The organism is Thermoleophilum album (genome assembly GCF_900108055.1).
Taxonomy (GTDB): domain Bacteria; phylum Actinomycetota; class Thermoleophilia; order Solirubrobacterales; family Thermoleophilaceae; genus Thermoleophilum; species Thermoleophilum album.
The window spans coordinates 341,277-355,675 of record NZ_FNWJ01000002.1 but is presented as its reverse complement, the minus strand read 5'-3'; the positions used below and the strand labels follow the sequence as shown (position 1 = coordinate 355,675).

The following is a 14,399-nucleotide window of genomic DNA, read 5'->3' as shown; positions in this document are numbered from 1 at the left end:
ACGACCGTTGTGTGGTTAGGGCAGCCTAACAATTGCCTGTCTCGGGGATCGGGATTGCTTTCGGGCGCGCCTCGCAGGCACTTCGCAAGCACGCCTCGCAAGCACGCGTCGCAACTGCCGCGCGCAAGCGGGCGGCTTACCCCATTCGAGGACCCGCAGGGTCCAGTCGATCGCCGACGCCGACGCCGACGCCTAGCGGATCGCGGCGGGAGCGCTCAGCGCGCGACGGCACGCTCGGCCGCTCGCTCGCGGCGTGCACCGACCAGCCAGCACACGGTGAGCCCAATCAGCGCGCCGGGTACGGCGAGTACAGCCTGCTCGAAGTGGGTCTCAGAGCGGCCAGGCACGTCGAACCCGTTGACCGCCAACCCGAAGACGAAGGCGCCGACCACGGCCGCGCAGAAGGCGCCGACGATGCCGCCCAGGAAGCGATCGGGCACGAACACCGCGAAGTGCCAGATCGCGATCCCCATCATCACCCAAACGACGGCGCTCATCGCGGTCTCCCGTGTTTGCGTTTGCGCTCCCGTCGCCGGCGTGCGCGCTCGCGGCTCGAGAGCCCCGCCGTCGCCTCCGGCTCGGGAGCCGCCTCCGACGCTGTCGTCGTGGCGGTGGTAACGACGGGATCGGCTGTCGACGGCGCGCTCTCGTCGCCTCCCGAAGTCGCGTCGGCGCGGCCCGCGGCTACCGCCGTGCCGACCGGTACTTGGTCACTGCTGTCTTGACGTTGCGCGGTGGCCGCTGCCAACGCATCGGGGTCGTAGTAAGCAGGCACGTGACCCAGCTCCTCCAGCCACAGCTGGCGGCGCCGCCGGAACAGGCGCTCCCGCTCCTTCCATTCGACAAGCACCGGCGTCGCGATGAAGATCGAGGAGTAGGTGCCCGAGAGAACCCCAACCATCAGCGCGAAGGCAAAGTCCTTGAGCGTCTCCCCGCCGAAGAACAGAAGGGCGCCGATCGGCAGCAACGTCGAGAAACTGGTCGCCAGCGATCGCGTCAGCACTTCCGACATCGAGCGGTTGGCGATCTGTGAGAAGGTCGCCCGCGTCATCCGGGGCATGTTCTCGCGGATGCGGTCGAACACGATGATCGTGTCGTAGAGCGAGTAGCCGAGGATGGTGAGCAACGCCGCGACCGTGGCGGTCGTCACCTCACGGTCGGTGATCGCGTACACGCCGGCCGTGATCAGGAGGTCGTGGACCAACGCGATCAAAACGGGGATCGCGAACTTCGGCTGGAAGCGCGCCGCGATGTACACCGAAATGAGGGCGAGCGACGCGAGGATCGCGAGTACCGCTGTCTCCGCCACTTGCCGACCGAAGGTCGGTCCGATTGAGGTCACCGAGAAGTCGGCACGGCGCACCCCAAAAGCGCGATCGAGGCGGTCGCGCACCCGCTCGACCGCGCCGGGCCCCAACTCGCGGGTCGAGATCTGCACGACGTTATTGCCTAGCTGAGGGTCGTTTACCTGCTGGATCTTGGCGTCGGCGTACCCGAGCGGTGCCAACACGTCGCGAACCTGCTGGACGCTCGCGGGTCGTTCGAGCGGGGTCGTGATGCGCGTGCCCGACTCGAAGTCGATGCCGAAGTTGATGCCGAGCGTCGAGATTGCGATCGCGCCGGCAGCGATGATCACTCCGGACATCGAGAAGAAGAACTTCGACTTGCCCATGAAGTCGAAGTGCCAGCGCGCGTGCCGGCGCCCCACTCCGAGCGCCGACGGGCGGGCGAGCAAACGTGACCGCGCGAGCGTGCCGAGTACCGCGGAGGTAGCGAGCACCGCCGTGAACAGCGAGGCCAAGGTGCCGAGGAGCAGCGTGAAGGCGAAGCCCTTGACGCCCGCGGTCGCGAGCATGAAGAGGATGAAGGCAACGCCGAGCGTCACGACGTTGGCGTCGACGATCGTGCGCAGCGCCTTCGAGTAGCCGCTAGCGATCGCAGCCGGGATCGAACGGCCGGCGCGTACCTCCTCCTTGATCCGCTCGTAAATCACGATGTTCGCGTCGGCGGCGACGCCCAGGGTCAGGATCAGTCCGGCGATGCCGGGCAGCGTCAACGTCACCGGGATCAGCTTCACGACCGCGAACAGCAGCACCGCGTACACGAACAGCGCGACCGTCGCGATCACGCCGAGCACGCGGTAGAAGGCGATCAAGAAAAGGATCGTCAGCGCAAGGCCGGCGAGACCAGCGATCAACCCTTGCTGCAGCGCCTGCTTACCGAGGGTCGCCGAGACCTGCGTCTGCGAGATCAGTTTGAGGTTGATCGGGAGGGCACCGATGCGCAGGTTGCGCGCTAGGTCTTGCGCCTCCTGGAGGGAACCGATGCCCTCGATTTGGGCGCCGGTGCGGCCGTCGATGCCCTCGGGGTTCTGGACGAAGTCGATTGTCGCGCGCGAGATGATGCGACCGTCGAGAACGATCGCGAAGCGCTGGAAGGCTTGCTGGCGAGGAACCCCTGGCGGGAGGATCTGCCGCGCGCCGCGCTCGGCCAGCCGCTTGGTGACCCGCTCGAAGGCACGGCGGCCGTGCTCGCTAAAGCGCATCGTGACGATCGGCTCGCCGCTGCGCTGATCGAACTCTTGACGAGGATCGCGGATATCGCTGCCCGAGAGCTCGACGTCGTCCTCGATCACGTAGTAGCGCTTGATCTGGGCTGGCTGCCCAGGCGCCCGCTCGGCCTCGACGACGAGGATGCCCTGCGGCACCCGCACGACGATGCTGCCGTCGGGCGGGCCGCCCCGCCCCAGCGCCCGCAGCTCCCGCGCGCAGGCCGTACCGCGGGCGTAGCGGCGCGGGGGCCCAGGCAGCCGCTGGTAGTCGGAGAGCAGCTCCGCGCAGCTCGTATCCGGTCCACGTAGCAGCCGCCGATCAGGTCCGAACAGGTAGTAGCGAGCCTTGGCGCTGTCGTTGCGACGGTCGTAGTACTCGAGGATCTTGCGGCGGTCGCCGCCGAAGCGACGACGTACAGCCGGCGAGACACCCTCCGGCGGGACGTCGGTCGGCTCCGCTCGCGGCTTCTGTCGCGATGCGACCCGCACCGCCTCCCAGAGCGCACGACTACCGGAGTAGGGCTGGTCAGGACCACGCCCGCCGAGGACGTTCGCCTCCCAGTCGTAGAACTGCAGCTGGGCTGTCGTGCCAACCTGCTGAATCGCCCGCTTCGCGTTTTTGACGTCGGGCAGACCGACCACGATCTGGTCGGCGCCGGAACGTTGGATCTCGGGCTCCGCAACACCGAGCGCGTCGGTGCGCTTGCGGATCGTCTCGATCGCATCGTCGATCGCTTGGGGCGTGACCTTCGGCACCTGCGGGGTCGGCTGACCCTGGTAGATCAGCTCGACGCCTCCCCGCAGGTCGAGGCCCAGCCGGGTCGGCTTGTGCAGAGGTGAACCAGGCACGATCACCAGCGCCGACGCCACAAGCAGCGCCCCGACGAGCGCCAGAATGACGAGGTTACGTCGCCGCGAGGTCACCGTTCGAGGCGCGGGGTGAGCACCAGCAAGGCGCCACCGTCGTCGTCGTAAGCCGGGAAGACGTCGGCCGTCGCGGGCTCTTCTTGATCACCCTCGGCGTGAACCACCACCCGCCGACCGAGCACGCGCACCCCCCACTCGAGGGCGGTAGCGATCGGATCTTGACCATCTTCGTATTGCAAGCGCAGGACCTCGTTGACCGGGCGGCCGATTACCTCGAGATCGCCCAGGCCGGTCAGCTCGCGCGCCCCGCGACCGGTACCGAGCAGCCGACCCTCCTTGTCGAGGATGAAGAAGGCGGCGTTCGGCGCGGGGTAGTAGTCATCGAGCAGTTCAAACACGAACGCCGAGCCGCAATGAGCGCAGCCACGAGGACGCTCGCTGAAGCCGGCGGTACGCTCGGCCGCGGCAGAGCGGCGGCCGCAGCTGGGGCAGATAAAGATCGGCACGGCCCACAGGGTAGGGAGTGCAAGCCCCACTCCGGCCGACGAAAGCCCCACTCCGGCTGTCGAAAACCCGACCGTTCGGCATCGATGGGGCGAAGCCAGCGACACGTTCAAAACAGAGGCTGCCCGCTACCCGCGGGCGGCGCAATTCCCAAATGCTTGAACGCCCGCTCGGTGGCCACTCGACCGCGCGGCGTACGGACGATCAGTCCTCTTTGCATTAGATACGGCTCGTAGACGTCTTGGATCGTGTCGGGCTCCTCGCCGACGGCTGTCGCGAGCGTCGAGAGACCTACCGGGCCGCCGCCGAAGTCGCGACAAAGCGTCCGCAGGATCGCGCGGTCGGTGCGATCGAGACCCTCCTGGTCGATCTCGAGGAGCTCGAGCGCCGAGCGCGCCAGCGCCAGGTCGATGCGCTCGCCACCGGCCACCTCGAGGTAGTCGCGCACGCGGCGCAACAAGCGATTGGCGACACGCGGCGTACCGCGCGAGCGGCGCGCGATCTCGATAGCTGCGGCGTCGTCGATCGCGACCTGGAGGATCGTCGCCGAGCGGCGCACGATCGCCGCGAGCTCCTCCGGCGGGTACAGCTCGAGCCGGATCGTGACGCCGAAGCGGTCGCGCAACGGCGTCGTCAACAGGCCGGTGCGAGTCGTCGCCCCGACCAACGTGAACGGGGGCAGCTCGAGCGTGATGACGCGTGCGCCAGCTCCTTGGCCGACGGTGATCGGCAGGCGGCGATCCTCCATCGCCGGGTAGAAGGTCTCCTCGACGGCACGCGGCAAGCGGTGGATTTCGTCGACAAAAAACACCGAGCGCGGATCGAGCGCCGTGAGGTAGGCGGCGACGTCACCCTTGCGCTCGAGCGCCGGGCCGGCGGTCTGCACGAAGGGCACGCCAAGCTCGCGCGCGACGATCTCCGCGAGCGAGGTCTTGCCGAGGCCGGGTGGCCCCGCCAGCAGCAGATGGTCGAGCGGTTCGCCACGCGCCCGCGCGGCCTCCACGAAGACCGCTAGTTGCCGTTTGACGCGCTCCTGTCCGACGAACTCGGAAAGAGCGCGCGGCCGCAAGCTCTGTTCGACCTCTTCCTCGTGCGGTTGCCGCACCGACTCGTGCAGGCGTTCCACGCCTGGCGTGCGGATCGCGCCCTCGACTTGTCGCAGCGACCCGCTCACGCAGCCGTCCTGACGGTACGTAGGGCCACCGACAACAGCTGCTCTGGCGGGGCATCGGTGCCGCACTCGCGGAGCGCACTGTTCAACATCCGATCCAGCTCGAGCCCGTCGAAACCAAGCTCCAGGAGCCCGGCTCGAGCGAGCGCCAGCGACCCTTCAAAGCTGTCGACGGTGGTCGCACAGGCTTCGCCCCCGGGGTCTGCGCTCGCCACTCTTTCACGCAGCTCCACGATTATCCGCTCGGCGGTTCGCCGGCCGACACCAGGGACTGCTAGGAAGCGCTCGCGAGCACCACTCGCGATCGCTGAGCGGAGCTCGGCCGGTGGACCAGCCGAGAGGACGGCCAGCGCGAGCCGAGGGCCGACACCCTGGACTCCCTGTAGAAGCAGGAACAGCTCGCGTTCGTCGGCGCTTGCGAAGCCGTAGAGCTGTGCCTGCTCGTCACGGAGTAGGAGGTGACAGGCGAGACGCACCTCCTCGCCGAGCGCGGGCAGCTGACTGAGCGTCCAACTTGAGATGCTTAGCCCGAGTCCGAGCGCCCCGCCGCACTCCACCACGCAGAAGCCCGGCCGCTTAGCGATCAGTCGGCCGCGAACGTGCTCGATCACGCCAGCGCCTCCCGTAGCGGCGCGTGCTGGGCATGGCAGATGGCAACCGCCAGCGCGTCGGCAGCGTGATCCGGCCGTGGCTCGCTAGCGAGCGCCAACAGCGCCTTGACCATCCGCTGGACCTGCTGTTTTGGCGCACTACCGCTCCCGCATACCGCGAGCTTGACCTGCTGGGGCGTGTAGGAGAAGCACGGCACGCCGCGCGCGCCGGCAGCAGCGAGCACCGCTCCGCGCGCCTGGCCGACGGCCATCGCGCTGCGCGCGTTGCGGCCGAAATAAAGGTCTTCGACGGCTACAGCGTCGGGCCGGTGGCGATCGATCAGGTCGAGGAGAGCGGTGTGCAGAGCGGCCAGACGCCGCTCCAGCGGAGCCGCGTCAGGCACCGCCAGCAACCCGCCCTCGAGCGCAGCGATCTGCGAGCCTCGGGAGAGCACGACCCCGTAGCCGCAGTGCCGAGAACCGGGATCGATGCCGATCACGATCACCATCTCTCGGATTCTGCGATCACCAGCGGACGCCTTCCCTCGTGCCGCTCGCTCGGTTAGCGTTTCGCCCGCGATGGAGGTCCTCCCCACCCGCTTGCCCGGCCTCAAGCTGATCCAGCCGCAGGTATTCGGCGATGAACGCGGCTTCTTCCACGAGACCTTCCGCAAGGACGCTTACGCGGCGGTCGGGATCGACTGCGAGTTCGTTCAGGACAACCACTCACGCTCGCGGCGCGGTGTCGTGCGCGGCATGCATTTCGCCGTCGGTCCCGGACAAGCGAAGCTCGTGCGTTGTGCGCGTGGTCGGATCGTCGACGTCGTCGTCGACATCCGCCGGGGCTCACCGACCTACGGTCAGTGGGAGGCCTTCGAGCTCGACGATCACAACCTCCGCCAGCTTTTCGTGCCGGTCGGCTTCGCCCACGGCTTCTGCGTGTTGAGCGACGTCGCCGATGTCGTTTACAAGTGCTCGCACTACTACGACCCGGAGCTGGAGCGCGGAATCCACTACCTCGATCCGGACATCGCGATCGAGTGGCCGCTCGACCCCCGCGAGATGGTGCCGTCGGAGCGCGATCGCCAGGCGCCACGGCTGGCCGAGATCGCCGACGAACTCCCCTTCCAGTTCGACGCGCGCCAATAAGCGCCCCTACAGCGCCGTCGCTAAACAAACCGTTGTTTAGCGAGCGAGCGGCGGCTCGCGGCTTACACGCCGGCTGCCTGCTCGAGGAGCTCGGCGTCCATGTCGAAGTTCGCGTGCACCGCCTCGACGTCGTCGTGGTCCTCGAGCGCCTCCAGCAGCCTCAATAGGCGGCCGGCTTCCTCGCGGGCGACCGGCGTGCGTGTGGTCGGTCGCATCACAAGCTCCGCCGACTCGAGCTCCACGCCGCTCTCCAGCAGGGCGTCGCGGACCGCCGCAAAGTCGGCGGGGTCGGTGACGATCTCCCAAAGGTCGCCGTCGCGCGAGATGTCTTCCGCCCCCGCGTCGATCGCGGCGAACAGCGCATCCTCGTCGTAGCGACGCGCATCGACGACGATCTCGCCCTTCTTCTCGAACACCCACGCCACCGATCCGGGCTCGCCGATGCTGCCACCGTGCCGGCTGAAGAGGTGACGGATCTCGCTGCCGGTGCGGTTGCGGTTGTCGGTCAACGCTTCGACGAGGATCGCGACACCGCCCGGTCCGTAACCCTCGTAGACGACCTTCTCGATCGCCTCGCCGCCCGCCTCGGCGCCGACACCGCGCGCGATCGCGCGCTCGATGTTCTCCTTCGGCATGCGCGCCTCTTTCGCCTTCTGGATGGCGTGGGCGAGCGCCGGGTTGCCTTCCGGGTCACCGCCCCCCTCGCGCGCAGCCACTTGGATCGCTCGCGACAGCTTGGTGAAGAGCTGCCCGCGCTTGGCGTCAACCGCCTTCTTCTTGTGCTTGATCTGCGCCCACTTAGAGTGGCCGGCCATCGCCAAGCAGGCTAGACGACGAAACGGCCGTCGCGCTGGAAGGTCTGGCCGTCGACGGTGATCGAACCACCCTCGCGCAGGTCGAGGACCATGTCCCAATGGATTGCGGATTCGTTGCGCCCGCCGGTCTCCGGATAGCTGGCGCCGAGGGCGAGGTGGACGGTACCCCCGATCTTCTCGTCGAGCAGGATCTCCTTGGTGGCGAGGGTTATCCCGTAGTTGGTGCCGATCCCGAGTTCGCCGAGGCGTCTCGCACCCGCGTCGGTGTCGAGCATCTGGAGTAGGTAATCACGGCCGCGTTCGGCGTCGGCATCGACGACCTTGCCGCCCTCGAAGCGCAGGCGCACGCCCGCCACCTCGCGACCCCCGTAGACGGCCGGGAAGGTGAAGCGCACCTCGCCCTCGACCGAATCCTCGACGGGAGCGCTGAAGAACTCGCCATCCGGCATGTTGCGCTCACCGACACACGGGATCCACCGCCGCCCCTCGACGCCCAGGCGGAGGTCGGTTCCCGGCGCGATGATGTGCACCTCGCGCCGACCCTCCATCCACTCGGCGAGACGCCGCGTCTCGTCGGCGCCGCGGCGCCAGGCCGCGATCGGGTCGTCTTGATCGACCAAACAGGCGCGGTAGTAGAAGTCCTCGTACTGCCCGAGCGACATGCCCGCTTCGGCCGCGTAGGCGTGGGTCGGAAACAGCGTCAGCACCCAGCGCAGCTCCCCGGCCGCCGATCGGCGCATTTGCGTGTCGAGGAGCTCGCGGCGAGCTTTCTGGGCGCGCGCCTGACGGGCGGGGTCGACCTGCGTCAGAGCACGCGTGTTGTTCTCCGCCAGGATCGCGAAGCGCACGTCCGCCTGCTCGGCAGCCCAGCGCGCTGGTGGCGAGACGAAGTCGAGTTGCTCGTCGTTCGCCAGTTCGAAGAACGCAGCCTGCGCCTCTTCCGGCGTCATCTGCACGACGGGGTGGCCGCCCGCTCGCAAAACCTCCTCGTAGACGGCGAGCACCAGCGGTTCGGCAGCGGTGGACCCCTGGATCACGCAGACATCGCCAGGTTGCACGGCGGTCGAGTAGCGAACGAGCACGCGGGCCAGGGCGTCGGCGCGTTGATCTCTCACTGCGTGTTCACCTCCTGTCGGGGACCGACCTGCGGCGATCGGCGACTGGCTTGCGCGACGAGCTGCTCGTGAAAACGGAGATCGTCGGTCAGCTCGGGATGGAAGGCGAGCGCGGTGACCGCACCCTCACGTACCGCCACCGGATGGCCGTTCACCTCCGCCAGGATCTCGACGCTCGGCCCCGCTTCCTCCACCCAGGGCGCGCGGATGAACACCGCGCGCACCGGTCCGCCGGGCAAGCCGCTGAGCTCGAGGTCGCACTCGAACGAAGCGATTTGACGACCGAAGGCGTTGCGCCGGCAGCGCAGATCGAGCACACCAAGGTGCGCCCGATCGAGCACGATCATCCCGGCGCAAGTCGCAAGCGTCGGCAGACCGCCAGCGATCAGTTGCCGCAGCGGCTCGGCGAGTCCCTCACGCGCAATGCCCCTCATGATCGTGGTCGATTCGCCACCGGGGAAAACCAGCGCCGCTACACCCTCCAAGTGACGACGTGTGCGCACCAGCGTGGGCAGCGCTCCAGCTCGTTCGAGCGCCCGCGCGTGCGCCTCGAAATCGCCCTGAATCGCGAGCACGCCGACTCGCGGGCGATCCGACGCTGCTGCGCTAGCCACTACCAGCCGCGCTGCTGGATCAGGCCGCCGGAGGCGGCGAGCTCTGCAATCTCGACGCCCGGCATTGCCTCGCCGAGCCCGCGCGAGGCAGCCGCTATCCGCTCCGGATCGTCGTAGTGAGTGGTCGCCTCGACGATCGCGCGGGCGCGTCGCTCGGGATCCTCCGACTTGAAGATTCCCGAGCCGACGAACACACCCTCGGCGCCGAGCTGCATCATCAAAGCGGCGTCGGCGGGCGTCGCGATGCCGCCGGCGCTGAACAGCACGACCGGCAGGCGCCCATGCTCGGCGACCCAGCGCACCAAATCCAGCGGGGCGCCGAGCTCCTTGGCGGCGGCCGGCAACTCGGCCTCCTCAAGCACCGTCAGCCGTTTGATCTCCCCAGTGATCAAACGCATGTGGCGAACCGCCTCGACCACGTTCCCGGTACCGGCCTCGCCCTTCGAGCGGATCATCGCCGCGCCTTCGGCTATCCGTCTGAGCGCCTCCCCGAGGTTGGTCGCTCCACAGACGAACGGCACTTTGAACTTCCACTTGTCGATGTGGTGGTGCTCGTCGGCTGGCGTCAGCACCTCGGACTCGTCGATGTAGTCGACCTCGAACGCCTCAAGGACCTGGGCCTCGACGAAGTGCCCGATCCGCACCTTCGCCATCACCGGGATCGTGACGGCCTGCTTGATCTCCTCGATCTTGGTCGGATCGGCCATGCGGGCGACCCCACCCGCGGCGCGAATATCAGCTGGGACACGCTCGAGCGCCATCACCGCACAGGCACCGGCGGCCTCGGCGATGCGCGCCTGCTCGGCGTTCACGACGTCCATGATCACGCCGCCCTTGAGCATCTCGGCGAGCCCGGTCTTGACGCGCAGCGTGCCGGTTTCCATCAACAGGCAGGATATCCCGGCAGCGCCGTGGCCCTGCTCGATCGCGCTATTTGAGCTTGAAGGCCTTGATGCGATCGGCGTAGGCCGACTCGTCGAGCGCGTACACGCCGTAGGCCAACGCCTGGATCAGCGCCAGCAGCGCCACGTGGGAACGCACATAGGCGGGGCTGTCGGAGGAGTAGAAGAGCGCCTCGTCGGCGACCCGCGCGACCTCCGAGAGGGTCGAGTCGCAGATCGCGATCGTGCCGGCGCCGCGGTGGCGGGCGAGTCTCAGCGCCCGCACCACCAGGGCGTGCGGGCGGCCGGCGCTGAAGCCGACGAGCAAGCTACGGCGGTCGAGACGCGCGAGCCGCGCGAGACCCTCCTGGCTCGGGCTCGCCACCACCTCGGCGCGCAGGTCGAGAAGCATCAGAAGGTGGCGGAGGTAGCTCGCGAAGAAAGCCATCTGATCGGTGCCGCAGAGCACTATCCGCTCCGCCCGCGACAGCATGTCGACGCACCGCTTGATCGTCTCGCGGTCGATGCGCCGCGCGGTCGCTTCGAGGTTTCGGTGATCGGCCTGCAGCGCTGCCTCGACTTCGGTCTGGTCGATCGGGAACAGCGGTTGTGCAGCGAGCGGGGCAGCCTCTTCGCGCTCGCGCCGACGGCGATACTCCTCGCGCGCCGCGTGTTGCAGCTCCGGGAAGCCCTCGAACCCGAGCGCCTGGGCGAAGCGGACGACGGTGGAGCTCGAGGTGTTCGCGCGGCGGGCGAGCTGCTCGGCGGTGTGGAAGGCGGCCTCCTCGAGGTGGTCGATGATGTACCGGCCGACGTCTTTCTGCGAGGGCGACAGTTCGTCGAAGCGCTGTCGTATCTCTTCGGAGAGCGTAAGAGCAGCCGTGCGAGTCACGGCGCTCTGTTTCGCGCGCTGCCCTTCAGTTCCTGCCGGTAGCAGTGCAGTTGCGAGCCCAGGGGGCTGCGCCCGAACCCCAGAGCTCCTCGAGCGCCAGTCGATCCTTGTAGGTGTCGAGACACGCCCAGAAACCCTCGTGGGGGTAAGCGTGGAGCACGCCAGCGCTTGCTAAGGCGGGTAGCGTCTGGCGTTCGAGCACGTGCTCGGCCCCGAAGTAGTCGAGCGCCGCGCGCTCGAAGACCATGAAGCCACCGTTGACTGGGCGCGGCGATCGCGGCTTCTCCTCGAAGCCGAGCACGCGCCCGCGTTGGTCGACGTCGAGGAAACCGAACTGCAGTTGCGGCCAGACGACCGTGACGGTGGCGAGCGCTCCGCTGCGGCGATGGGCGTCCAAAAGGTCGCGTAGGTCGATGTCAGCAAGGCCGTCGGCGTAGGTCAGGCAGAAGCCGCGGTCGCCGATCTCGCTGCGCGCGGCCCACACCCGACCGCCGGTCGGCGTGTCGAGTCCCCCGTCGTGACAGCGCACGGACACCCCGTCGGGCCAAGGCTCGGCGCGCACGAAGCGCTCAACGAGCTCGCCGCGGAAACCCGTCAAGAGCACGAACTCGCAGAAACCCTGGCGCGCGTAGAGCTGAACTACATGCCAAACAATCGGCTTTCCGCCGATCTCGACAAGCGGCTTTGGGGTACCGGCAGCGGCACCGTTTAGGCGAGTGCCGCGCCCTCCACAGAGGATGAGGACGGGGCGCTCGTCGTGCCGCTCGTCTGCTCTCGCCACGGGCGCGCATTATCGACGGCGTCTGCCGGCCGCGCCGACCCGCCCACCTCGGCACCGTCGCGCTCACAAGCGGCCGTGCCTGCTGCAGCTAGCGCCAGCACCTCGGCGCGCAGGCGCTCGCGGAAGCGCAGACGATCCCATTGCAAGGCGTGCCGGCGGATCTCCGTCGAGTCGAAGGCGCTGGGATCGAAGGCGCGAACCGCGGCCGCCAATGCCTCGGGCGTCGGCTCCTCGAAGAACACACCGGTTTTACCGGGCACCACCGTCCGCCGCGCACCGCCTGCCCCGTAGGCGATCACCGGACGCCCACAAGCCATCGCCTCGATCGGCACCAGACCGAAGTCGTGCAGCGTGGGCGAAATCAGCGCCTTGCAGTGCTGCATCAGCTCCACCAGCTGGTCGTCGTCGACCCGGCCGAGGAACGACACGTTGTCGGGCGCCCGGCTGCGCAGGATGCCGGCAGCCGGACCGTCGCCGACCACCAGTAGTCGCTCGCCGGGCAGCATCCGGAAGGCGTCGAGCGCGACCGTCGCCCGCAGGTAAGGCTCAACCAGTCGTCCGACGAGCAAGAAGTAGTCGCCCGCCGGACGACCCGATGGGTGGAACCGCTCGCAGTCCACCGGAGCACCGATCACGCGCGCTTCACGGCCGTAGAACTGCTGGATCTGCGTGGCGACGAAGTCGCTCTGCGTCAGGAAGAGATCGACGTTGCGCGACGCTCGCCGATCCAGTCGCCGCATCGCAGCTGCGAAGAGGTCGAAGCCGGCGGCGGTCAGCGCCCCCCGCGACCAGTGCCGTCGGTACTCGCGCGTCATCGTCCATGCGAAGCGCAACGGCGAGTGGCAGTAGCAGGCATGCGGAGCACGGTTGCGGGTGCGCAAGCCGAGCGCGAAGGCGTAGCTCGAGGTGATCAACACGTCCGCTTCGGGCAGACGCACCCTTTCAACCAGCCCCGGCAGAATCGGCGCCAGCAGCCGATACGAGCGCAACAAACGACGCCGGGGCGGCAGCAGGCTGTGAAAGCGGTCGGCGATGCCCAGCGCCTCGGCAACGCTCGGCCGACCCAGCAGCGCGTAAACCGGCGCTTGGGGAAAGGTCGCGGCGATCTCGCCGAGCACCCGCTCGGCACCGCCCAGCACCTCGGTGAAGTCGTGGGCAACGACCACGCGCGGCTCGCTGCGCATGCGCTGACCTCCCTCCAACATCGCTTCGGCGAGAGTACAAGGACGCCGCCGTCAGGGCTCGCCCCGCGACCTAGACTGCTGCGCCGGGGCCGGTAGCTCAGCGGTCAGAGCGGCGGGCTCATAACCCGACGGTCGCAGGTTCGAATCCTGCCCGGCCCATGCGCACAGCGGCCCCGAACCCAGCGTGTCGGCGCCGACGGCTGCTCAGGGCGCCCCGCGCACGGCCGCGGCAAGCGCACGCTCGAGCTCACGGTAGCTCGCCGCCCCTTCGATGCGAGCGGCGATGCGGCCCCGCCGGTCGATCGCGAAAACCCACGGCTCGCTAGGCAGCCGCCAGGCCCGCACCTGGGGACGCAGGCCCTTGCTGGGGTCGTTGTCGCGGTAGATCTCCATGTGGATGAAGGCCGCCTCGCTCCCCCGACGCGCCCGCAGCTGTTCGGCGAGATCGACGACGGGACCGCACACCCGGGACTGACAGAGCGCGGGCGTCGCGAACACGAGCAGCACCGGGCGCCGACCGATGACGTCGTAGAGGTCGTCCTTGTGCATGCCGTCCGGGGGCGTACGGGTTTCGATCGCCCGCACGTTGCCGCGCACGTCGGCGAGCGTCGGTGTGTGCACACGAATCGCCCGCTCACCGACTTCGGGGACGGGGCTCTTAGCCAGTACCCGCAGTTCGGTGGGTCGCGTCGCCACCAGGCGACCGTTGACCTCGGCGAGCGCTAGGGCCCGGTAGCGACCGGGGCTCGGAAAGCGCGGGTAAGCGACCTGCACCGATCGCGCCACATCGCGGTCGCGCGCCGTCTCTTCGCTGCGAAAGGCCGGATCTACGGCGAGCGACTCTTCGCGCGCTGGGAAAGGTCCAAGCGCGCGGCCTCCCGGAGCCGCTAAGTAGATAGCCGCCGGAACACCGAAGCGCGGACCCCGTTGGGGGTCGATCAAAGCGAAGCCGAAGCGCTGCCGTCCGCGCTCCAGCACGACCCCCGCGGGAGCGAGCTCGAGGCGCGAAGGACGAGCCAGCCGCGCAACCTCGTCGAGGGTGCGGCTGGCGGCGGCCGGGAAAGCCACTCGTGGCGGCCCGCTGGTCGACCGGTCGCTGCCGCCTCCGCAGCCGGCGAGTACCGCTACCAGGAACAAGGGCGCCGCCCAGCGCACGTGCCTGGGTGCCCGCGGGTCGTTCGTCTGGCGTGCCTCGCGGGGGCGGCGACGAACAAGCAGGCGCGCTCGGGGCATCGCGCCGAAGCTTAGGGGGTTAGCCTTCGCGCGCTGCCCTCGCCCGCTCGGG

Annotated in this window: 15 protein-coding genes and 1 tRNA gene; 2 read left to right on the top strand and 14 right to left on the bottom strand. The window is 68.7% G+C overall.

What is annotated here, in order from left to right; genetic code table 11:
- Positions 1–215: 215 nt before the first annotated feature.
- From BLW41_RS07765 to ruvC, 6 genes are all read right to left on the bottom strand, one after another.
- Positions 216–497, bottom strand: coding sequence for a hypothetical protein (locus BLW41_RS07765; RefSeq protein WP_093117918.1), 282 nt, complete (start codon positions 495–497; stop codon positions 216–218).
- On the bottom strand, positions 494–3,475 hold the full coding sequence (gene secD / locus BLW41_RS07760) for a protein translocase subunit SecD (RefSeq protein WP_093117916.1): 2,982 nt from the start codon (positions 3,473–3,475) through the stop codon (positions 494–496). The genes BLW41_RS07765 and secD overlap by 4 nt, the downstream gene beginning before the upstream one ends.
- Positions 3,472–3,816: a PAS domain-containing protein gene (locus BLW41_RS10970; RefSeq protein WP_177169416.1), complete on the bottom strand. Its 345-nt coding sequence runs from the start codon at positions 3,814–3,816 to the stop codon at positions 3,472–3,474. The genes secD and BLW41_RS10970 overlap by 4 nt, the downstream gene beginning before the upstream one ends.
- Before the next feature lie 215 nt (positions 3,817–4,031).
- The gene (ruvB, locus tag BLW41_RS07750) at positions 4,032–5,048 is read right to left on the bottom strand and encodes a Holliday junction branch migration DNA helicase RuvB (RefSeq protein WP_093118912.1); all 1,017 of its coding nucleotides are present in this window, start codon (positions 5,046–5,048) and stop codon (positions 4,032–4,034) included.
- A 44-nt stretch (positions 5,049–5,092) separates the two neighbouring features.
- Positions 5,093–5,704: a Holliday junction branch migration protein RuvA gene (gene ruvA / locus BLW41_RS07745; RefSeq protein ID WP_093117912.1), complete on the bottom strand. Its 612-nt coding sequence runs from the start codon at positions 5,702–5,704 to the stop codon at positions 5,093–5,095.
- A complete protein-coding gene (ruvC, locus tag BLW41_RS07740) occupies positions 5,701–6,192 on the bottom strand; it encodes a crossover junction endodeoxyribonuclease RuvC (protein ID WP_218138334.1) in 492 nt (163 codons plus the stop codon). Before ruvC ends, ruvA begins: the two co-directional genes overlap by 4 nt.
- A gap of 70 nt (positions 6,193–6,262) precedes the next feature.
- Here ruvC and rfbC point away from each other — a divergent pair, with 70 nt between their 5' ends.
- Complete coding sequence (rfbC, locus tag BLW41_RS07735) at positions 6,263–6,832, top strand: dTDP-4-dehydrorhamnose 3,5-epimerase (RefSeq protein ID WP_093117910.1); 570 nt, start codon at positions 6,263–6,265, stop codon at positions 6,830–6,832.
- 62 nt (positions 6,833–6,894) lie between these two features.
- Here rfbC and BLW41_RS07730 read toward each other — a convergent pair whose 3' ends face one another.
- Genes BLW41_RS07730 through BLW41_RS07700 form a run of 7 tightly spaced genes read right to left on the bottom strand, consistent with a single transcriptional unit; the run spans position 6,895 to position 13,114 of the window.
- A complete protein-coding gene (locus BLW41_RS07730; protein ID WP_093117908.1) occupies positions 6,895–7,647 on the bottom strand; it encodes a YebC/PmpR family DNA-binding transcriptional regulator in 753 nt (250 codons plus the stop codon).
- 11 nt (positions 7,648–7,658) lie between these two features.
- The gene (locus BLW41_RS07725; RefSeq protein ID WP_093117906.1) at positions 7,659–8,762 is read right to left on the bottom strand and encodes an aminopeptidase; all 1,104 of its coding nucleotides are present in this window, start codon (positions 8,760–8,762) and stop codon (positions 7,659–7,661) included.
- The gene (gene pdxT, locus BLW41_RS07720) at positions 8,759–9,376 is read right to left on the bottom strand and encodes a pyridoxal 5'-phosphate synthase glutaminase subunit PdxT (protein WP_093117904.1); all 618 of its coding nucleotides are present in this window, start codon (positions 9,374–9,376) and stop codon (positions 8,759–8,761) included. The genes BLW41_RS07725 and pdxT overlap by 4 nt, the downstream gene beginning before the upstream one ends.
- The gene (pdxS, locus tag BLW41_RS07715) at positions 9,376–10,263 is read right to left on the bottom strand and encodes a pyridoxal 5'-phosphate synthase lyase subunit PdxS (RefSeq protein ID WP_093117902.1); all 888 of its coding nucleotides are present in this window, start codon (positions 10,261–10,263) and stop codon (positions 9,376–9,378) included. Before pdxS ends, pdxT begins: the two co-directional genes overlap by 1 nt.
- Positions 10,264–10,306: 43 nt before the next feature.
- Positions 10,307–11,149 carry a MurR/RpiR family transcriptional regulator gene (locus BLW41_RS07710; RefSeq protein ID WP_093117901.1) on the bottom strand — a complete coding sequence of 281 codons (843 nt, stop codon included), beginning with the start codon at positions 11,147–11,149 and terminating at the stop codon, positions 10,307–10,309.
- Positions 11,150–11,174: 25 nt separating this feature from the next.
- The gene (locus BLW41_RS07705) at positions 11,175–11,930 is read right to left on the bottom strand and encodes a sugar phosphate nucleotidyltransferase (protein WP_093117899.1); all 756 of its coding nucleotides are present in this window, start codon (positions 11,928–11,930) and stop codon (positions 11,175–11,177) included.
- Positions 11,858–13,114 carry a glycosyltransferase gene (locus tag BLW41_RS07700; RefSeq protein ID WP_177169414.1) on the bottom strand — a complete coding sequence of 419 codons (1,257 nt, stop codon included), beginning with the start codon at positions 13,112–13,114 and terminating at the stop codon, positions 11,858–11,860. The genes BLW41_RS07705 and BLW41_RS07700 overlap by 73 nt, the downstream gene beginning before the upstream one ends.
- Before the next feature lie 86 nt (positions 13,115–13,200).
- Between BLW41_RS07700 and BLW41_RS07695 the strand changes: the two genes are divergently transcribed.
- Positions 13,201–13,273, top strand: a tRNA-Ile gene (locus tag BLW41_RS07695).
- 45 nt (positions 13,274–13,318) lie between these two features.
- Here the strand turns inward: BLW41_RS07695 and BLW41_RS07690 are convergent.
- Positions 13,319–14,347: a thioredoxin family protein gene (locus BLW41_RS07690; RefSeq protein ID WP_143038656.1), complete on the bottom strand. Its 1,029-nt coding sequence runs from the start codon at positions 14,345–14,347 to the stop codon at positions 13,319–13,321.
- Positions 14,348–14,399: the final 52 nt, after the last annotated feature.

Excerpts from the sequence above, each read along its gene's own strand:
- BLW41_RS07765 (WP_093117918.1), bottom strand. The coding sequence starts at position 497 with ATGAGCGCCGTCGTTTGGGTGATGATGGGGATCGCGATCTGGCACTTC.
- ruvC (WP_218138334.1), bottom strand. The coding sequence starts at position 6,192 with ATGGTGATCGTGATCGGCATCGATCCCGGTTCTCGGCACTGCGGCTAC.
- rfbC (WP_093117910.1), top strand. The coding sequence starts at position 6,263 with ATGGAGGTCCTCCCCACCCGCTTGCCCGGCCTCAAGCTGATCCAGCCG.
- BLW41_RS07730 (WP_093117908.1), bottom strand. The coding sequence starts at position 7,647 with ATGGCCGGCCACTCTAAGTGGGCGCAGATCAAGCACAAGAAGAAGGCG.
- BLW41_RS07700 (WP_177169414.1), bottom strand. The coding sequence starts at position 13,114 with ATGCGCAGCGAGCCGCGCGTGGTCGTTGCCCACGACTTCACCGAGGTG.
- BLW41_RS07690 (WP_143038656.1), bottom strand. The coding sequence starts at position 14,347 with ATGCCCCGAGCGCGCCTGCTTGTTCGTCGCCGCCCCCGCGAGGCACGC.